This window comes from Bacillus sp. TH22, assembly GCF_016651015.1.
Taxonomy (GTDB): domain Bacteria; phylum Bacillota; class Bacilli; order Bacillales; family Bacillaceae_G; genus Bacillus_A; species Bacillus_A mycoides.
Genome location: NZ_JAEKER010000001.1, coordinates 3,937,823 through 3,956,835 on the forward strand (window position 1 = coordinate 3,937,823; position 19,013 = coordinate 3,956,835).

Consider the following 19,013-nt stretch of genomic DNA (forward strand, 5'->3'; position numbering starts at 1 on the left):
TGATCAAAGTTTCACTTTATGTTATAGTGGAATGATGGATTTTTCCTGCTTTTTCAATATATGAGTGACCGGAAAAGCTTGGTGTTGATGCTTCTACTATATGGTAAAAACTTCATTTTCTCTTCTTTTTATTTTACCTGTTTCTTAATAGAAAAGAAAGGAGAGACGACCGTTTTTAAAAATGTATACATGCTTAAATTTTTGATGGTTAGAGTTTCAGTTTGGCATTTTAAAATATGAAAAAAATGAAGTGGTTATTGTTGCATATACATCGATATAGCATGTATAACGATAGGTTTAAAGGTATTTTTGTTTGGAAGCGAGTTCATTATTTTCAGAAAGGAAGTGCAAACATGATTAGTCAGTCAACGTTATTTTTATTCATACTACTTATTATAGGACTTATTGCTAAAAACCAATCGCTTACTGTAGCTATTGGAGTGTTATTCTTATTGAAATTTACGTTTTTAGGAGATAAAGTCTTTCCTTATCTACAAACGAAAGGGATTAACCTTGGTGTAACAGTCATTACAATAGCAGTGCTCGTACCGATTGCGACAGGGGAAATAGGCTTTAAACAACTCGGAGAAGCAGCGAAATCGTATTATGCATGGATTGCTTTAGCCTCAGGTGTGGCGGTCGCTTTGTTAGCGAAAGGCGGCGTACAATTATTGACGACGGACCCACATATTACAACCGCACTTGTTTTTGGGACAATTATAGCTGTAGCTTTATTTAATGGAGTCGCTGTAGGTCCATTAATTGGGGCTGGAATTGCCTATGCAGTTATGAGTATTATACAGATGTTTAAATAAGGAATTTTATAGTAATATAAAATTTTTGAATTCTTTCTGTTCACAAAAGTCAGATAATTGTTTATAATAGGATTAGAAACTTTGAAAAGTTACATAACAGCAGAGACTTTACACCAGATAAAATAAAAACAACATAAAACAATTTTATAATGATATTGTTTTATGTTGTTTTTATCATAAACTCTTCGGAATTCATTTTCCTCACTAACTTGTTGTTCTGAGCGTGAGGATTCGGGGAGACATTCACGCTCATGCTTTCCATGTAAGCAATGGACAATAAGAGGGGAACATCGCAATAAATTTGCATGAACGTGCATTTTGCTTGCCTAAAGAGTGAACGAGCGTTCATAATTTATAAGGGGAGCAAATAGATATAAGGAGCAAGGTTGGGAGAATTTTCAGGAAAAGGAGAGAATGTCATGACTGTTATTCGAGGTTTAGAAGGGGTAGTAGCAACAACATCATCTGTGAGCTCTATTATTGATGATACATTAACTTATGTTGGGTATAATATTGATGATTTAGCTGAGAATGCTACGTTCGAAGAAGTAGTGTACTTATTATGGCACCGCAAGCTTCCTAACGAAAAAGAACTAGCGGAATTTAGTGGAACAGTATCTGAATACTATAAGGTACCAGGTGAGGTTTTAACATATTTGAAACAAGTAGATTTAAAAATCGCGCACCCGATGTCGGTTTTACGAACTGCGATTTCCATGCTATCATTATATGATGAGAGCGCTGAAATAATGGATGGAAAGTCTAATTATTTGAAAGCGGTTAAATTACAGGCTCAAGTCGGAACTTTAATTGCGGCTTATGCAAGAATTCGCAAAGGTTTAGATGTTGTTGAGCCAAGAAAAGATCTATCATTAGCTGCAAACTTCTTGTACATGTTAAATGATCGTGAGCCAAATGAAGTTGAAATTGAGGCTTTTGATAAGGCACTTGTACTTCATGCCGATCATGAGTTAAACGCTTCTACATTTACTGCACGTGTTTGCGTAGCTACACTTTCAGATGTGTATTCTGGTATTACAGCAGCAATCGGTGCATTAAAAGGTCCTCTTCACGGCGGGGCAAATGAAAATGTAATGAAGATGTTAACTGAAATTGGCGAAGAAGAAAATGTAGAATCATATATTCATAATGCTCTTCAAAATAAAGTGAAAATTATGGGATTTGGTCATCGCGTATATGAGCATGGTGATCCACGCGCGAAACACTTACGCGAAATGTCTAAGAGATTATGCGTGCTTTTAGGAGAAGACAAATGGTATAATATGTCTATCAAAATTGAAGACATTGTAACAAAAGAAAAAGGTCTTCCACCAAATGTTGATTTCTATTCAGCTTCTGTATACCATTGTTTAGGAATTGACCATGACTTATTTACACCTATCTTTGCAATTAGCCGTATGTCAGGCTGGTTAGCTCATATTCTAGAACAATATGAAAACAACCGTTTAATCCGTCCGCGTGCTGATTATGATGGACCGACACATCAAGTGTACGTTCCGCTAGCGCAACGATAAGCGAAAAACACTATTTTGATAGTGAAAATACGCTTTCAAAAGTCTGATTTTTTTGGGAAGATGTAATGATTAGAATATTTAAATTTGACTAACGGTTTGAACTGAGGGGTTATTCCCTCAGTTTCATACATATGAAATTTCAAACATGGGGGTTATCACATTGACGACAGGTGAAAAAATTACTGTAACTAATGGTGTTATGAATGTACCAAACAATCCGATTATTCCATTTATCGAAGGAGATGGAATTGGTCCTGATATTTGGGCTGCAGCATCTCGCGTAATAGAAGCAGCAGTTGAAAAAGCTTATGATGGTGAGAAGAAAATCGTTTGGAAAGAAGTGCTTGCAGGGGAAAAAGCATTCAACCAAACAGGCGAGTGGTTACCAGAAGAGACTTTAAATTTAATTCGTGAATATTTAATCGCAATTAAAGGTCCACTTACAACTCCAGTTGGCGGTGGTATTCGTTCTCTAAACGTAGCGCTTCGTCAAGAATTAGATTTATATGTATGTCTACGTCCAGTGCGTTACTTTGAAGGTGTTCCTTCACCTGTAAAACGTCCGGAAGATACTGATATGGTTATTTTCCGTGAAAATACAGAAGACATTTACGCTGGAATTGAATATGCACAAGGTTCTCCAGAAGCAGAAAAAGTTCTTGCTTTCTTAAAAGAAGCAATGGGTGTTAATAAAATCCGCTTCCCAGAAACATCAGGGATTGGTATTAAACCAATTTCAGAGGAAGGGACAAAGCGTCTTGTTCGCGCTGCAATTCAATATGCAATTAACGAAAAACGCTCTTCTGTTACATTAGTTCATAAAGGAAACATTATGAAATTTACAGAAGGTGCTTTCAAAAACTGGGGTTACGAAGTAGCGGAACAAGAATTCGGCGACAAAGTATTTACTTGGGCTGAATATGATCGCATTGTTGAAAAAGATGGTAAAGATGCAGCGAATAAAGCGATGGCAGACGCAGAAGTGGCTGGGAAAATCATCGTAAAAGATTCTATTGCAGATATCTTCTTACAACAAATTTTAACTCGTCCACGTGAGTTTGATGTTGTTGCAACAATGAACTTAAACGGAGACTACATCTCTGATGCACTTGCTGCACAAGTAGGTGGAATTGGTATTGCACCTGGTGCAAACATTAACTATGTGACTGGACATGCTATCTTTGAAGCTACACATGGTACAGCTCCAAAATATGCAGGTTTAGATAAAGTAAACCCATCTTCAGTTCTTCTTTCTGGTGTATTATTATTAGAGCACCTAGGATGGAACGAAGCTGCGAATTTAGTAACTGATTCAGTTGAGAAAACAATTGAATCAAAAGTAGTAACTTATGATTTCGCACGCTTAATGGAAGGTGCAACAGAAGTGAAATGTTCTGAGTTCGCTAATGAACTTATTAAAAACATGGATGTAGCGATAATCAAAAACGCATAATTAAAGCGGGGGGTAAATTATGACAATCAAACGCAAGAAAGTTTCAGTCATCGGTGCAGGATTTACAGGAGCAACAACAGCATTCTTATTAGCACAAAAAGAACTTGCAGATGTTGTATTAGTGGACATTCCACAGCTGGAAAATCCAACAAAAGGGAAAGCGTTAGATATGTTAGAAGCGAGCCCAGTACAAGGTTTTGATGCTAACATTATTGGTACATCTGATTACGCAGATACTGCTGATTCTGACGTTGTCGTTATTACAGCAGGTATTGCGCGTAAGCCTGGTATGAGCCGTGATGACTTAGTAGCAACAAACTCTAAAATTATGAAAAGTATTACGCGCGACATTGCAAAACATTCACCAAATGCGATTATTCTTGTATTAACAAATCCAGTTGATGCAATGACATATTCTGTATTTAAAGAAGCAGGATTCCCGAAAGAGCGTGTTATCGGTCAATCGGGTGTATTAGATACAGCTCGTTTCCGTACATTTATTTCACAAGAGTTAAACCTTTCTGTGAAAGACATTACAGGATTTGTTCTTGGTGGACATGGTGACGATATGGTACCTCTTGTACGCTATTCCTATGCAGGTGGCATTCCGTTAGAAACATTAATTCCAAAAGAGCGTTTAGAAGCAATCGTAGAACGTACACGTAAAGGTGGCGGTGAGATTGTAGGCTTATTAGGAAACGGTAGTGCATATTACGCACCAGCAGCTTCTTTAGTTGAAATGACAGAAGCGATCTTGAAAGATCAACGCCGTGTATTACCAGCTATTGCGTACCTTGAAGGTGAATATGGTTATAGTGACCTTTACTTAGGGGTACCAGTAATTCTAGGTGGTAACGGAATTGAAAAAATTATTGAATTAGAACTTCTTGCAGATGAGAAAGAAGCGTTAGATCGCTCTGTAGAATCTGTACGTAACGTTATGAAAGTTCTTGTTTAATAATTAAATATAAGTGGAAAAAGATTCGGGGCCCCGAATCTTTTTCTACTATATATTGAAATGTTTTTTTGAAATAATATGAAAACGCTATCATTTGGTGTATCCTATAATGAAACTATAGACTTATACTATACATTGCCCTCATCACAGTAAATTTCGGATAAGGTATCGCTTTTAGTAGGATAATAAGGTGAAAAAATCGGAGGGGGTTGTAACATGTTAAAGAAAAAAGTTCAAATTGGTCGTAGAATGGATGAAATTACAGTAGGAGAGAAATTATCTATCACTGAAAAAATTGAGGATAAAGATTTGTTATTGTACTTAGGGTTAACGAATGATGCCAATCCATTATATATTCAGCATGATTACGCATCCCAAACTCCGTATGAAAAGCCGATTGTCCCAAGCATTATGCTAACGGGGCTGATTACAACGGCGGTTACGAAATATTTACCAGGTCCAGGTAGTCATATTACTAGGAAGGACCTTACGTTCGTGAAACATGTTCACCATTATGAAACGTTACAAATCCACTTTGAAGTTGTGGCTGTTTCAGAGGAGGAACATACAATTGATATGCTTGTATTTGCTCATGATGAAAAAGGAGAAACTGTTGTAAAAGGTTCATTAACAGTAACACCACCTTTTAAATCTGTTTCCATTATGGAAAAAGCATTAGATAATTTTTAAAATATGAAAATATGAATAGCGCTAGCAAACCTTTTATAAGGGGCTAGCGCTATTTTAGTTGAAAAATCCTTCTTTGAACCCTTCAGCAAATTCTGAACAACCTGTTTTAATCGTATCCCGACTAGGTACGTTAAAAGTAAGGAAACATGTTACTACTAAAGTTAAAATAGGTAGTAATATTCGCATAATAGCCTTCTTTTATCGAATTTATTTATATATTCAAATTAATAATATGTTTATTGGTAATTGAAGTCAATTAAGGGGGAGGTTTTTTAGATGAAGTGGAAAAGAGAAGACGTTATCTTTGAAACGATAAGAGAAGCTGAAGTATGGGCCGATTCAATCGCGAATGAAATGTACGGGAAAGTATTTGATGGATATGAAACACCAGATTATAAAATTGCGTATGCTCTTTCGTTTTTCCTAGCGCAAAATCGAGAGTTTATAGTTCATACGGAAGAAGAGTTTAAAAAAGATAGATTCATCTATAAAGTTTGGATAGCGACCGGATAGAGGGAATGAAGTTACGATTGCTTTTATTTTCCGAAACTCTAGTACAAACGAGCTCCATGAATAGACAATTATATTGAGGGAGACCTTGTTTTCTAGTATGATGAGAATAACGGGGGAAATACTAGGATGAAGAAGGTTTCAAGTCTATAACTTGGAGGAAAAGAATGAACAATCGTATTTTAGTAGTTGATGATGAGGAATTTATCTTAACTTTAATTGAATTTAATTTACAACAAGCTGGGTTTGAAGTTATTACAGCAATGGATGGAGAAATGGCGCTTCAAAAAGCGACTACAGAACGCCCAGATTTAATTATATTAGATTTAATGCTTCCAAAAATGGATGGTATGGAAGTTTGTAAAGAATTACGATTGCAGCGTATTATGACGCCGATTTTAATGTTAACAGCAAAAGATGATGAATTTGATAAGGTGCTAGGTCTTGAGCTTGGGGCTGATGATTATATGACGAAGCCATTTAGTCCAAGGGAAGTTGTTGCTCGTGTGAAGGCGATTTTACGCCGTACGAAATTACAGCAGGAAGAACAAGTTTCAGAATCGCCAGATGAAGAGAGCATCAAAATTGCAGAGCTTAAAATTTTACCGGAGTTTTATGAAGCGTACTTCCAAGGAAGGAAACTGGAATTAACACCGAAAGAATTTGAGTTACTTGTTTATCTTGCGAAAAATAAAAGTCGTGTATTAACTCGTGACCAATTATTAAGTGCTGTATGGAATTATGATTTTGCCGGTGATACAAGAATTGTTGATGTCCATATTAGCCATTTGCGCGATAAAATTGAACAAAATACGAAAAAACCGACGTACATTAAAACGATACGTGGTTTAGGTTATAAATTAGAGGAGCCAAAAGTGGATGAATAAGTTTCGTTCCAGGCTTCTTTTTACATTTGTTTCTCTTATCGTTTTTATTTTAGTTGGACTAGGTGTATTATTAGAAACTGTATTTGAAAACTACTATATAGATCATGCTAAAGAGAGAATGATAAAAGAGACACAGTATGTTGCGGTATTAGCAGAAGAGCAAGGGTTTGATGCTGTTTTAAAAAAGCCTTATGTATTTGAAAAGTTAGAAGAAAAAATACCAGCTTCTATTATATTTGTTGATGAAAAAAAGAAAGTTCAATATAGCGGAGGGCAACCATCTGCATTTAATCAAGAGATGATTAAAGAACTTTCTTCTGAAGCGGCAAAACAACGAAGTAAAGTGATTACGCAAGAAACAGATCAAAAGAATGAATTTTATCATGCGGTGTTCGTTCAAGATCTAGCAGGAAAACAAGGATATATTTTGGTGAAAAGTACAATTGAGCCATTGAAAGACGTACATCAAAAAACGTGGGGATTATTAATTATAGGATTTGTTATCGCTTGTCTCGTAGTCGTATTTTTAGGTATGAAAATTACGGGGCAATATATTAGGCCGATTGAATCGGTTACGAAAGTTGCCATTGAATTAGCGAAGGGAAATTATAAAGCACGCGCTTATGAAAGTCATTCGGATGAAACAGGAATGCTGAGTAAAGCGATTAATATTTTAGCTCGTAATTTACAAGAGATGACTCTTGAGCAGGAAATGCAACAGGATCGTCTGCATACGTTAATTGAAAATATGGGAAGTGGAATGATTTTAATTGATAGCCGCGGTTATATAAACCTTGTAAACCGTTCTTATAAGGAAACTTTCCACGTAACAGATGAAGAATATTTAGATCGCTTATATTATGAATCATTTCACCATACAGAAATTATTGAGCTTGTGGAAGAAATCTTTATGACAGAAGTGAAAGTGCGTAAACAAATGTTATTGCCGCTTGGAATTGAGCGAAAGCATTTTGAAGTATATGGAGCGCCGATTATCGGGACGAACCATGAATGGAAAGGTATTGTTCTTGTGTTCCATGACATAACAGAGTTAAAGAAATTAGAACAAATGAGAAAAGACTTTTTAGCGAATGTTTCTCATGAACTAAAGACTCCAATTACTTCTATTAAAGGTTTTTCCGAAACGCTCTTGGATGGGGCTATGGATAATAAAAAATTCTGCGAACATTTCTTACATATTATTTTAAAAGAAAGTGAACGCATGCAAGGATTAATTGAAGATTTATTAGACTTGTCAAAGATCGAGCAACAAGGGTTTAAACTAAATATGGGGACCGTTGATATGAAGGAACTTCTTGAAGATATTCATATGGTGCTTGATAATAAAGCGGGAGAAAAAGAAATCTCTTTACAAGTGAATGCATTGAAACGAGTTTCCGTTATTGGAGATCCAGGCCGCTTGAAACAAATCTTTATTAATTTAATTAATAACGCGATTGTATATACACCGGCTGGAGGCGTTGTTTCTGTTGAATTGGCAGAAGATAAATATAATGCTTATATAAAAGTATCTGATACTGGAATTGGTATTAGTAAAGAGGAAATCCCACGTATTTTTGAACGCTTTTACCGAGTGGATAAAGCAAGAAGTAGAAATACGGGTGGAACGGGTCTTGGTTTATCAATTGTAAAACATTTAGTTGAAGCGCATCAAGGTACGATTACAGTGGATAGTGAGGTTGGGGAAGGAACAACATTTACAGTTGTTTTGCCAAAATCAGCTACTGAAAAATAGGATGAAGGATATTTACAATATATTAACAATGGCTTAATTAAATATTAATAAAGCTCTGTTAATATAATATATGAAAACCCCTTCATCCAAGGAGTAATTTTGGACGAGAGTAGTTATGCTATTCTCGTCACTTCCCTTTATGCCAATGTAAGTCTGTTTATATATGATAGAAAAAAACCGTTATTTTTCTTCTCTCTATTAGTCATGTTAATATAGAGAGAGGACAGGAACGGTTTTTTTTCTGTGGAAAAAACCGTTTCAAATATGTATGGGGAGGTTTGTAGTTTGGAAAAAAAAGTCGTATTAGTAGATGGTAATAATATCGCGTATCGTGCTTTCTTTGCACTACCGCTTTTAAATAACGACAAAGGTATACATACGAATGCAATTTATGGTTTTACAATGATGTTAATGAGGATACTAGAGGAAGAAAAACCGACGCATATGCTTGTGGCGTTTGATGCGGGGAAAACAACATTCCGTCATAAAACGTATAGTGATTACAAGGGAGGGCGTCAAAAGACTCCACCTGAGTTATCAGAGCAATTCCCGTTTATTCGTGAGGTGCTTGATGCATTCAATGTACCGCGTTATGAGCTGGAAAATTATGAAGCGGATGACATTATGGGAACGTTAGCGAAAGAAGCGAGTGAGCAAGGGTTTCATGTTAAAGTTATTTCAGGAGATAAAGATTTACTGCAACTTGTTTCAGATAATACACTCGTATGTATTCCTCGCAAAGGGATTACGGAAGTAGATGAATATACGAAAGAAGCTTTATTTGAGAAATATAGCTTATCACCAAAGCAAATTATCGATATGAAAGGTTTAATGGGAGACCAATCGGATAACATTCCAGGTGTACCAGGTGTTGGTGAGAAGACAGCCATTAAATTATTAACGCAATTTGAAACGGTAGAAGCAGTATATGAAAACTTAGATCAAGTGAGTGGAAAGAAATTAAAAGAAAAGTTAGAAGCGAATAAAGAACAAGCTCTTATGAGTAAAGAACTTGCGACTATTATTACAGACGCACCGATTACTGTGCATGTAGATGATATGGAATATAAAGGGTATGAACCGAGCGATTTGATTCCAATGTTCGAGAATTTAGGATTTACATCCCTTTTAAATAAGTTAGGTGTTACGCCGGAGGAAACGGCTCCAGCCGAATTAGATGATATTACATTTGATATTGTAGAAGAAGTTACAGAAGAAATGCTTCAGCAAGATAGTGCGCTTATTGTTGAAGTGCAAGAAGATAATTATCATAAAGCCGATATTCAAGGTTTTGGTATTCAAAATGAAAATGGTTGTTACTTCATTCCAGCCGATGTTGCTCTTAAATCGGATGCTTTTAAAGAGTGGCTTGCAAATGGAGAAATGAGAAAACATACATTTGATGCGAAGCGTGCTATCGTTGCTCTCAAATGGAAAGGTGTAGATATTCAAGGGATTGACTTTGATTTATTAATTGCCGCTTATTTACTTGATCCAGCCGATACAGATAAAGATTTCCGTACTGTAGCGAAAATGAAAGAAACGCATGCCGTAAAATCTGACGAAGAAGTTTACGGGAAAGGTGCGAAGCGTGCTGTTCCGGGGCTAGAGGTAGTAGCGGAGCATGTAGCTCGTAAAGTGCATGTATTATATGATGTAAAGCAAACGTTCTTAGAAGAATTAAAAAAGAACGAGCAATATGAATTATTTACGGAATTAGAATTACCACTTGCACGTGTATTAGCTGATATGGAAGTGAAAGGTGTAAAAGTTGATACGGAGCGTCTTCGTAATATGGGAGAAGAACTTGCAGGTAGATTAAAGGAAATGGAACAGGAAATTTATAAGCTTGCGGGAACAGAATTTAATATTAATTCACCGAAGCAACTTGGGGTTATTCTGTTTGAGAATTTAAACTTACCAGTTATTAAAAAGACGAAAACAGGTTATTCTACGTCGGCGGATGTATTAGATAAACTTATGGATCGTCATGAAATTATTCCGAATATTTTACATTACCGTCAATTAGGAAAGCTAAATTCAACTTACATTGAAGGTTTATTGAAAGTTGTACATGAAGATTCATCTAAAATCCATACTCGTTTTAATCAAGTGTTAACGCAAACAGGTCGATTAAGTTCAACAGATCCGAACTTACAAAATATCCCGATTCGCTTAGAAGAAGGAAGAAAGATTCGTCAGGCATTCGTTCCATCAGAAGAAGGATGGATCATGTACGCGGCTGATTATTCACAAATCGAACTTCGTGTGCTTGCTCACATTGCAAAAGATCCAGGGTTAGTTGAAGCGTTCCAACATGACATGGATATTCATACGAAAACAGCTATGGATGTATTTGGTGTTGGGAAAGATGAAGTAACATCTAACATGAGACGACAAGCAAAAGCTGTTAACTTCGGAATTGTGTATGGTATTAGTGATTATGGTCTTTCGCAAAACTTAGGAATTACAAGAAAAGCAGCAGCGGAATTTATTGAAAAGTATTTAGAAAGTTTCCCTGGTGTACAAGAATACATGGATGAAATCGTAAAAGATGCGAAACAAAAAGGATATGTGGTTACATTATTAAATCGTCGCCGTTATATTCCGGAAATTACGAGTCGTAATTTCAATTTACGTAGCTTTGCTGAGCGTACAGCTATGAATACACCAATTCAAGGTAGTGCGGCTGATATTATTAAAAAAGCGATGATTATTATGGCAGATCGTCTAGAAGAAGAAGGATTACAAGCGCGTCTTCTTCTGCAAGTACACGATGAATTGATATTTGAAGCACCAAAAGAAGAAATTGAAAAATTAGAGAAGCTTGTACCTGAAGTAATGGAGCATGCAATTGAACTAGCCGTTCCATTGAAAGTTGATTATTCTTACGGTCCAACTTGGTACGATGCGAAATAAGGACGTGATGAAATGCCGGAATTACCAGAGGTTGAAAATGTTAGACGGACGCTTGAAAATCTTGTAACAGGAAAAGTGATCGAAGATGTAATTGTCACCTATCCAAAAATAGTGAAACGACCGGACGATGCAGAAATCTTTAAAGACATGCTAAGAGGCGAAATGATCGAGAATATAAAGCGAAGAGGTAAGTTTTTGCTTTTGTATGTAACGAACTATGTAATTGTTTCACATTTGCGTATGGAAGGTAAGTTTTTACTTCATCAAGAGGATGAGCCAATTGATAAACATACACACGTACGTTTCTTATTTAAAGATGGAACTGAATTACATTATAAAGATGTGAGAAAGTTTGGTACGATGCATCTCTTTAAGAAAGGTGAAGAGTTTACGCAAATGCCTCTTGCAGATTTAGGACCAGAGCCATTTGATGCTGAATTGACACCGCAGTACTTACAAGAAAGATTGCAAAAGACAAATCGCAAAATAAAAGTCGTATTATTAGATCAGCGTCTTTTAGTAGGGCTTGGAAATATATATGTAGATGAAGTATTATTCCGTTCGCAAATTCATCCGGAACGAGAAGCTGCATCTTTAACAGAAGAAGAAATAGAAAGAATTTACGAGGCGATTGTTACAACGCTGGGCGAAGCTGTTAAGCGAGGCGGAAGTACAATTAGAACGTATATTAATTCACAAGGACAAATTGGTTCGTTCCAAGAACTTCTAAATGTATATGGGAAAAAAGGAGAACCATGTGTGACTTGCGGTACGATATTAGAAAAAACAGTTGTTGGCGGAAGGGGAACACATTACTGCCCAATTTGCCAACCTAGAATATAGAAAAGGGATAACATCGGATAGGCATTTGTCATATACATAGAGCAGAGCTATGTATAAGGGAGGAGCTTACCGATGTACCTTTATTTATCTCTTATTTTATTAGCTTTTACATTAAGCTTAGATAGCTGTAGTGTAGGGCTAACATACGGGTTAAGGAGCGTAAGAATTCCACTAAGATCAATTATAATTATCGGGATCTGTTCAGCAGCTGTAATGCTCGTTTCCATGGGGATTGGACATATGATCGCGAAAATATTTTCACCTGTTATCGCAACGCGTATCGGCGGATTTGTTCTTATTGGAATAGGTATTTGGGTATTATATCAATTTTTTCGAAGTGATAAAAAAGAAGAACCGAAGCAAGAGGAAAAGGTTTGGAAACTAGAAATTGCTTCGCTAGGGTTAGTGATTCAAATTTTGCGGAAGCCGACTGTTGCGGATTTTGATAAATCAGGAACTATCTCTGCAGGAGAAGCGTTACTTCTCGGTATCGCTCTTTCTATAGATTCGTTTGGTGCTGGAATTGGTGCATCTTTATTAGGTTATGCACCCGCGATGATGGCGGTATTAGTCGCGGTTATGAGTTCTTTATTTTTATTTATTGGAATGAAGCTCGGTACGATTTTATCAAATATGAAATGGTTACAAAAATTTACATTCCTGCCTGGGGTATTACTCATTATTATTGGGATTTGGAAAATGTAAGTAGGGGCGTGGAACATTAGTTTCGCGCCTTTAATATTGTGAGGGGGATTATTATGACAGTAGTAATTGGATTAACAGGAGGCATTGCAAGCGGAAAAAGTACGGTATCAGAAATGTTTCGTGAAATGAGTATACCGGTTATTGATGCAGATATTATTGCGCGAGAAGTTGTAGAACGAGGAAAACCGGCATATAACAAAATTGTAGAGGTGTTCGGAACGGAAGTGTTACAAAAAGATGGAGAGCTTGATCGACCAAAGCTTGGGAGTGTCGTTTTTTATAATGAAGAAAAACGATTGCAGTTAAACGAAATTGTTCATCCTGCAGTGCGTGAAGAAATGAATGCACAAAAGGAGATGTACATAAAAGAAAGTATGCAAGCGGTTGTGTTAGATATCCCTCTTTTGTTTGAAAGTAAATTAACAAATCTCGTTGATCGTGTTTTAGTTGTAGCAGTCACACCGAATACGCAATTGGAACGTTTAATGAAACGAAATAACTTTTCAGAAGAAGAAGCAACGGCTCGTATTCAATCTCAAATGCCGTTAGAAGAAAAAGTAAAGAAGGCAGATGAGGTAATTTATAATGATGGCACAATTACTGGAACGAAAACACAATTAGCTTCTATTTTGAAAGAATGGAACATTATTGATTAAAAAATTGTGAAATTAATGAAAATGCTTAGTGACATATCTCCTTTTTGTGTTATACTATTATTGGGATTGGAGATAAATAGTATAACGCATTCAAGGGGGATAACATATTATGACTCGTGTGGCAATTAATGGATTTGGACGTATCGGGAGAATGGTATTTCGTCAAGCAATAAAAGAAAGCGCATTCAAAATTGTAGCGATAAATGCAAGCTATCCATCAGAAACGTTAGCGCATTTAATTAAATATGATACAGTTCATGGAAAGTTTGACGGAACAGTGGAAGCATTTGAAGATCACTTACTAGTTGATGGGAAAATGATTCGCCTTTTAAACAACCGCGATCCAAAGGAGTTGCCTTGGAAAGATCTAGGTGTTGAAGTTGTAATTGAAGCAACTGGTAAATTTAACTCGAAAGAAAAAGCAATTCTTCATGTTGAAGCTGGAGCGAAAAAAGTTATTTTAACAGCACCTGGTAAAAATGAAGATGTAACAATCGTAGTTGGTGTGAACGAAGACCAATTAGATATTACAAAGCATACTGTTATTTCAAATGCATCTTGTACAACAAACTGTTTAGCGCCTGTTGTAAAGGTGTTAGATGAGCAGTTCGGAATTGAAAACGGTTTAATGACAACTGTTCATGCTTATACAAATGACCAAAAAAATATTGATAACCCACATAAAGATTTAAGAAGAGCGCGTGCTTGCGGACAGTCTATCATTCCAACAACGACGGGTGCTGCAAAAGCGCTAGCAAAAGTTCTTCCACACTTAAACGGAAAACTTCATGGTATGGCACTTCGTGTACCAACACCAAACGTGTCTCTTGTTGACCTAGTAGTAGACGTAAAACGTGATGTAACAGTTGAAGATATTAATGAAGCGTTCAAAACTGTTGCAAACGGTGCATTAAAAGGAATTGTAGAATTCAGCGAAGAGCCTTTAGTGTCTATCGATTTTAATACAAATACACACTCAGCTATTATTGATGGTTTGTCTACAATGGTAATGGGTGATCGTAAAGTGAAAGTACTTGCTTGGTATGATAACGAGTGGGGCTACTCTCGTCGTGTTGTAGATCTTGTAACGTTAGTTGTTGATGAATTAGCGAAACAAAAAAATGTGCAACATATTTAAGTGAACGAGAGAGGGCAAGTGAAAATTTGCCCTCTTTTTTATTTTTTTCTGAAAAGGAAAAAAATTATATAAGTATATTTTTAAATAGTGGACATACCACGAAACGTTGGGATTACTGTATTCGTGAATCATTAATTTTTTTTAGGGAAAAGTAAAGAGGAAAATATGACAGAAAATCGAAAAAACTGTTGTTGCAAAATGAAAATAAACAAAGTATACTAACACTCGTAAACTTAAGAGCTGAGGTACGTAGTCACTACTTAAAGGGTTAGGACCTCTCTGGACTAACTTTCCCCCGTGGTAGTGGAGCAAGCCAAATTGCAAATTAGTTTTCAATTCGAACAGTTAGAATAAATTTACAAGGGGGAACTGTAGAATGGATACTATGGATACGATGGGTCGTCACGTGATCGCTGAACTTTGGGATTGCGATTTCGACAAGCTTAATGACATGCCGTATATTGAACAATTATTTGTGGATGCAGCACTAAGAGCTGGTGCTGAAGTACGTGAGGTTGCTTTTCATAAATTTGCACCACAAGGTGTAAGTGGAGTAGTAATTATCTCGGAATCACATTTAACAATTCATAGCTTTCCGGAGCACGGTTACGCAAGTATTGATGTTTATACTTGTGGGGATCGTATTGATCCAAATGTTGCTGCAGAATATATTGCAGAAGGTTTAAACGCGAAAACGCGTGAGAGCATCGAGCTTCCTCGAGGCACTGGTAGCTTCGAAATTAAGCAGAGAGAAACAAAAGCTCTTTAAAAAAGAACATAATTGATTTAAAATGTAAAGAGGTGTATAATGCACCTCTTTTTTAGTTTATATAAAATAGGATCACGATATGTAATAACTTAGAGTGGTCATTATAGAAGAATGAGTTATATAATATTGTATATATATTTTCACATGTAGGTGAGTAGCGAAAGAATAAAGATTATAGTGTAAAGGAGTGAATGAATTGCGTTGTCCATCCTGTTTTCATAATGGAACAAGAGTGTTAGATTCGCGTCCGGTAGACGAGGGGCGCTCTATTCGAAGAAGAAGAGAGTGTGAAAGTTGTTTAAGTCGCTTTACGACATTTGAAAGAGTAGAAGAATCACCTCTTATCGTTGTTAAAAAAGAAGGAACACGAGAAGAGTTTAATAAAGAGAAAATTTTACGCGGTTTAATTAAAGCGTGTGAAAAAAGACCTGTATCTTTAAGGCAGTTAGAGGAAGTAACACAAAGTGTGGAGCGTGAACTTCGTAACTTAGGTATATCAGAAGTGAAAAGTGATATGATTGGTGAAATTGTTATGGAAGAACTTCGTGATATTGATGATGTTGCGTACGTACGTTTTGCTTCTGTGTATCGTCAATTTAAAGATTTAAATGTATTTATTGAAGAATTAAAAGATATACTGCAAAAAGAGAGAGAGTAGAAGGAATCTCTTTATATACTGTAAGTAAACGAGATAAGAGAGCTAGAAGCGGAAGCTAATAGCTCTTTTTCGCTAATAAATTATATAATAAAGATAGAACGAGTGAAATGTAGGCTAGATTGGATGAGAGAAAGGAAAAGCAAGAATGGAAAAACAGTCATGGATGGAGCTATTGCCGATTGATCGTTATAAAGTAAGTGCGAAAGGGTTGTTACATAATTACGACCGGAAAGTATTAACGATGTTGTATCAGCCGTTAATAGGTAGTAGAGCTTTTAGCTTATACATGACACTATGGGGAGAGTTAGAGCAAGATCGTGTGTTTGGAAAAGAGAATACACATCACTCCCTTATGGTGACTATGCAAATGCAACTTCCTGAAATATATGGGGAACGAGTAAAGTTAGAAGCGATTGGTCTTTTAAATGTATATATTAAGAAAGAAAAAGATATTCGGATGTTTATATATGAATTGCAACCACCTTTATCTCCGAAGCAGTTTTTTGATGATATTGTTTTAAGTATTTTTTTATATAATCGCTTGAGTCGGACAAAATACAACCAAGTAAAGCAATATTTCTTAGAAGAAGAATTCGATTTTGCTTCTTATGAAAATGTTACGCGCTCCTTCAACGATATATTTGATTCGTTTAACCCAGGTCAGTTTGAATATGCGCAAGAAGAACTGCGTATCCCGAAAACGACAATTATGCCAAGTAACGAGAATGGGGATGCTCCGAAAGTTTGGAACGATTTCTTTGATTTCTCTTTATTTGTAGACGGACTATCAGCGCTTGTTCCTAAAAAGGCGATTACAGATCAAGTGAGAGAATGTGTTATTACACTCGCTTATGTGTACGGTGTGGATGTGTTATCGATGCAAAATATCGTTCTTGGCGCAGTGACAGAAGTGCAAACAATTGATATCGAAAGGCTTCGGAAGGGAGCACGCGATTGGTATCAATTCGAAAATGGTCAAGCGTTACCTGTATTAAGTGAAAGAGTGCAACCTCATGCTGCTCGTACAATGAAAGAGAAAGAGCCATCTACGCAAGAAGAGATGCTAATGAAGCAGTTAGAGGAAATCTCGCCAAAACAACTATTGAAAGAGATTTCAGGTGGTGCAGAGGCGACGAAAGCGGACTTGCAAATCGTTGAGGATGTAATGATAAACCAAAAGTTAACGCCAGGGGTTGTGAATGTACTTATATATTACGTTATGCTACGCTCAGATATGAAGCTTGCTAAAACGTATGTCGAGAAGATTGCTGGACATTGGGCGCGAAAAAAGGTTGGTACAGTAGGCGAGGCGATGGCGCTAGCGAAAGAAGAGAATCGTCAATATCAAGAGTGGGCTGAGACGAAGAAAAAAGGTCGTACAGCGAAGAAAACAGTGAGAAAAGAAATGGTACCAGATTGGCTTAAAGAAGAGTCGAAAGAAGAAGAGAAAGAACCTGTAAAAAATGACGTAAGTGCGAAAAAAGATGCAAGTACGTTAGAAGATGAACGGAAACGATTAGAAGAAGTATTGAAAAAATATAAGCGTGATTAATAAAAGAAAATGAACGCTCTTTGAGGTGAGAAAATGGAGCATATTCAAAATTCATTTACGAAATTAATGGAAAATAAAAACTTTAAAAATAGATATGAAGTCTTAAAGGCAGAAGTGATGGCGCACCCTCGTGTGAAAGAATTTATAGACGAACATAAAGGTGAAGTAACGACTTCTATGATTGAACGAAGTCTTGTGAAGTTATATGAATATATTGGACAAAGTGTAGGGTGTGCGGATTGTCCAGATTTAGGGTCATGTAAAAATATGCTACAAGGATATGAGCCGAAGCTCGTCATCCAAGGTAAGATGATTGATATTCAATACGATCGTTGTATTAGAAAAGTAGCATATGATGAGAGAAAAAAATATGAAAAACTTGTTCAAAGTGTATATATGCCAGTTGACATTTTGCAGGCAACTATGGAAAATTTAGACCCTTCAGATTTAGATGCACGTATTGATGCAATAGGTGCAACGAATGAATTTTTAAACACATACGAACCAGGTAAAAAAGCACAAGGTTTATATTTGTACGGTAAATTTGGTGTAGGGAAAACGTATCTTTTAGGGGCAATTGCAAATGAGCTTGCGCGAAAGAAAATTAGTTCGATGCTCGTATACTTCCCTGAATTTTTACGTGAAATCAAAAGTTCGATTCAAGATAATTCGATTAGCGGAAAGATTGATGCTGTCAAACGTGTACAAGTATTAATGTTAGATGATATCGGGGCAGAAGCGATGTCAAGTTTTGTACGTGATGATGTACTCGGTGCAATCTTACAGTTCCGTATGTTGGAAAACTTACCGACGTTCTTTACATCTAACTTTGATTTCAAACAGTTGGAACATCATTTAACGTATACACAGCGCGGTGAAGCAGAAGAGATGAAAGCGGCCCGTATTATGGAACGAATTAAATATTTAGCGAAGCCAATCCCAATTGGCGGGAAGAACCGTCGTAATAAGTAAAGAGCGAGCTGAGAAGCTTGCTCTTTTTTATTTTAATCATTTTTTCAGAGTAGCTTGTATCATTTTTTTCTCCCTCCCTTAATATATATAAAATTAGCAAGCCATATCGAGTGGATGTTCTAACAATGGGAGATAGGTTTCTACTAAGAGTGAACTTCCATAGATCGGACTCTTATAGGATTTGTAACGTATAGATG

Annotated in this window: 18 protein-coding genes; 17 read left to right on the forward strand and 1 reads right to left on the reverse strand. The window is 36.4% G+C overall.

Annotated features, from left to right (window positions below; all coding sequences use genetic code 11):
• The first annotated feature begins 353 nt into the window (after positions 1 to 353).
• The 5 genes from JFU18_RS20100 to JFU18_RS20120 all read left to right on the forward strand — a co-directional run bounded on the left by JFU18_RS20100 (position 354) and on the right by JFU18_RS20120 (position 5,451).
• The gene (locus JFU18_RS20100) at positions 354 to 815 is read left to right on the forward strand and encodes a DUF441 domain-containing protein (RefSeq protein ID WP_000625507.1); all 462 of its coding nucleotides are present in this window, start codon (positions 354 to 356) and stop codon (positions 813 to 815) included.
• Positions 816 to 1,234: 419 nt separating this feature from the next.
• Positions 1,235 to 2,350 carry a citrate synthase gene (citZ, locus tag JFU18_RS20105; RefSeq protein WP_012261808.1) on the forward strand — a complete coding sequence of 372 codons (1,116 nt, stop codon included), beginning with the start codon at positions 1,235 to 1,237 and terminating at the stop codon, positions 2,348 to 2,350.
• A 160-nt stretch (positions 2,351 to 2,510) separates the two neighbouring features.
• Positions 2,511 to 3,803: an NADP-dependent isocitrate dehydrogenase gene (gene icd / locus JFU18_RS20110; protein ID WP_002088934.1), complete on the forward strand. Its 1,293-nt coding sequence runs from the start codon at positions 2,511 to 2,513 to the stop codon at positions 3,801 to 3,803.
• Between the two features lie 19 nt (positions 3,804 to 3,822).
• Positions 3,823 to 4,761 carry a malate dehydrogenase gene (gene mdh / locus JFU18_RS20115; protein ID WP_002034284.1) on the forward strand — a complete coding sequence of 313 codons (939 nt, stop codon included), beginning with the start codon at positions 3,823 to 3,825 and terminating at the stop codon, positions 4,759 to 4,761.
• Positions 4,762 to 4,977: 216 nt separating this feature from the next.
• Complete coding sequence (locus JFU18_RS20120; protein ID WP_002015489.1) at positions 4,978 to 5,451, forward strand: MaoC/PaaZ C-terminal domain-containing protein; 474 nt, start codon at positions 4,978 to 4,980, stop codon at positions 5,449 to 5,451.
• Between the two features lie 54 nt (positions 5,452 to 5,505).
• Here the strand turns inward: JFU18_RS20120 and JFU18_RS30235 are convergent, their stop codons facing one another.
• Positions 5,506 to 5,637, reverse strand: coding sequence for a hypothetical protein (locus JFU18_RS30235; protein ID WP_274606769.1), 132 nt, complete (start codon positions 5,635 to 5,637; stop codon positions 5,506 to 5,508).
• 90 nt (positions 5,638 to 5,727) lie between these two features.
• Here JFU18_RS30235 and JFU18_RS20125 point away from each other — a divergent pair, with 90 nt between their 5' ends.
• The 12 genes from JFU18_RS20125 to dnaI all read left to right on the forward strand — a co-directional run bounded on the left by JFU18_RS20125 (position 5,728) and on the right by dnaI (position 18,816).
• Complete coding sequence (locus tag JFU18_RS20125) at positions 5,728 to 5,964, forward strand: hypothetical protein (RefSeq protein ID WP_002129357.1); 237 nt, start codon at positions 5,728 to 5,730, stop codon at positions 5,962 to 5,964.
• A gap of 164 nt (positions 5,965 to 6,128) precedes the next feature.
• A complete protein-coding gene (gene phoP, locus JFU18_RS20130; RefSeq protein WP_002015484.1) occupies positions 6,129 to 6,848 on the forward strand; it encodes a two-component system response regulator PhoP in 720 nt (239 codons plus the stop codon).
• Positions 6,841 to 8,604 carry a sensory box histidine kinase PhoR gene (phoR, locus tag JFU18_RS20135; protein ID WP_002167588.1) on the forward strand — a complete coding sequence of 588 codons (1,764 nt, stop codon included), beginning with the start codon at positions 6,841 to 6,843 and terminating at the stop codon, positions 8,602 to 8,604. The genes phoP and phoR overlap by 8 nt, the downstream gene beginning before the upstream one ends.
• A 285-nt stretch (positions 8,605 to 8,889) precedes the next feature.
• A complete protein-coding gene (gene polA / locus JFU18_RS20140) occupies positions 8,890 to 11,523 on the forward strand; it encodes a DNA polymerase I (RefSeq protein WP_201031886.1) in 2,634 nt (877 codons plus the stop codon).
• 12 nt (positions 11,524 to 11,535) lie between these two features.
• Entirely contained in the window at positions 11,536 to 12,366 is an 831-nt protein-coding gene (mutM, locus tag JFU18_RS20145; protein ID WP_201031885.1) for a DNA-formamidopyrimidine glycosylase, read from the forward strand.
• Between the two features lie 72 nt (positions 12,367 to 12,438).
• Positions 12,439 to 13,071 carry a sporulation membrane protein YtaF gene (gene ytaF / locus JFU18_RS20150; protein ID WP_002129352.1) on the forward strand — a complete coding sequence of 211 codons (633 nt, stop codon included), beginning with the start codon at positions 12,439 to 12,441 and terminating at the stop codon, positions 13,069 to 13,071.
• Positions 13,072 to 13,124: 53 nt separating this feature from the next.
• Positions 13,125 to 13,727: a dephospho-CoA kinase gene (gene coaE / locus JFU18_RS20155; RefSeq protein WP_002129351.1), complete on the forward strand. Its 603-nt coding sequence runs from the start codon at positions 13,125 to 13,127 to the stop codon at positions 13,725 to 13,727.
• A 109-nt stretch (positions 13,728 to 13,836) separates the two neighbouring features.
• A complete protein-coding gene (locus JFU18_RS20160) occupies positions 13,837 to 14,865 on the forward strand; it encodes a glyceraldehyde-3-phosphate dehydrogenase (protein ID WP_002129350.1) in 1,029 nt (342 codons plus the stop codon).
• Positions 14,866 to 15,250: 385 nt separating this feature from the next.
• Positions 15,251 to 15,634, forward strand: a complete 384-nt coding sequence (speD, locus tag JFU18_RS20165) for an adenosylmethionine decarboxylase (protein WP_002003660.1) — start codon at positions 15,251 to 15,253, stop codon at positions 15,632 to 15,634.
• Positions 15,635 to 15,830: 196 nt separating this feature from the next.
• Positions 15,831 to 16,292, forward strand: a complete 462-nt coding sequence (gene nrdR, locus JFU18_RS20170; RefSeq protein ID WP_001203686.1) for a transcriptional regulator NrdR — start codon at positions 15,831 to 15,833, stop codon at positions 16,290 to 16,292.
• 145 nt (positions 16,293 to 16,437) lie between these two features.
• Positions 16,438 to 17,844 carry a replication initiation and membrane attachment family protein gene (locus tag JFU18_RS20175; RefSeq protein ID WP_002015474.1) on the forward strand — a complete coding sequence of 469 codons (1,407 nt, stop codon included), beginning with the start codon at positions 16,438 to 16,440 and terminating at the stop codon, positions 17,842 to 17,844.
• A 33-nt stretch (positions 17,845 to 17,877) separates the two neighbouring features.
• Positions 17,878 to 18,816, forward strand: a complete 939-nt coding sequence (gene dnaI, locus JFU18_RS20180) for a primosomal protein DnaI (RefSeq protein WP_002015473.1) — start codon at positions 17,878 to 17,880, stop codon at positions 18,814 to 18,816.
• The last annotated feature ends 197 nt before the right edge of the window (positions 18,817 to 19,013 follow it).

What these genes read in the sequence shown, in the direction of transcription:
- phoP (WP_002015484.1), top strand. Translation starts at nt 6,129, where the DNA reads ATGAACAATCGTATTTTAGTAGTTGATGATGAGGAATTTATCTTAACT.
- JFU18_RS20100 (WP_000625507.1), top strand. Translation starts at nt 354, where the DNA reads ATGATTAGTCAGTCAACGTTATTTTTATTCATACTACTTATTATAGGA.
- dnaI (WP_002015473.1), top strand. Translation starts at nt 17,878, where the DNA reads ATGGAGCATATTCAAAATTCATTTACGAAATTAATGGAAAATAAAAAC.
- JFU18_RS30235 (WP_274606769.1), bottom strand. Translation starts at nt 5,637, where the DNA reads ATGCGAATATTACTACCTATTTTAACTTTAGTAGTAACATGTTTCCTT.
- citZ (WP_012261808.1), top strand. Translation starts at nt 1,235, where the DNA reads ATGACTGTTATTCGAGGTTTAGAAGGGGTAGTAGCAACAACATCATCT.
- mutM (WP_201031885.1), top strand. Translation starts at nt 11,536, where the DNA reads ATGCCGGAATTACCAGAGGTTGAAAATGTTAGACGGACGCTTGAAAAT.
- JFU18_RS20125 (WP_002129357.1), top strand. Translation starts at nt 5,728, where the DNA reads ATGAAGTGGAAAAGAGAAGACGTTATCTTTGAAACGATAAGAGAAGCT.
- mdh (WP_002034284.1), top strand. Translation starts at nt 3,823, where the DNA reads ATGACAATCAAACGCAAGAAAGTTTCAGTCATCGGTGCAGGATTTACA.
- JFU18_RS20175 (WP_002015474.1), top strand. Translation starts at nt 16,438, where the DNA reads ATGGAAAAACAGTCATGGATGGAGCTATTGCCGATTGATCGTTATAAA.
- ytaF (WP_002129352.1), top strand. Translation starts at nt 12,439, where the DNA reads ATGTACCTTTATTTATCTCTTATTTTATTAGCTTTTACATTAAGCTTA.
- JFU18_RS20160 (WP_002129350.1), top strand. Translation starts at nt 13,837, where the DNA reads ATGACTCGTGTGGCAATTAATGGATTTGGACGTATCGGGAGAATGGTA.
- coaE (WP_002129351.1), top strand. Translation starts at nt 13,125, where the DNA reads ATGACAGTAGTAATTGGATTAACAGGAGGCATTGCAAGCGGAAAAAGT.
- phoR (WP_002167588.1), top strand. Translation starts at nt 6,841, where the DNA reads ATGAATAAGTTTCGTTCCAGGCTTCTTTTTACATTTGTTTCTCTTATC.
- speD (WP_002003660.1), top strand. Translation starts at nt 15,251, where the DNA reads ATGGATACGATGGGTCGTCACGTGATCGCTGAACTTTGGGATTGCGAT.
- JFU18_RS20120 (WP_002015489.1), top strand. Translation starts at nt 4,978, where the DNA reads ATGTTAAAGAAAAAAGTTCAAATTGGTCGTAGAATGGATGAAATTACA.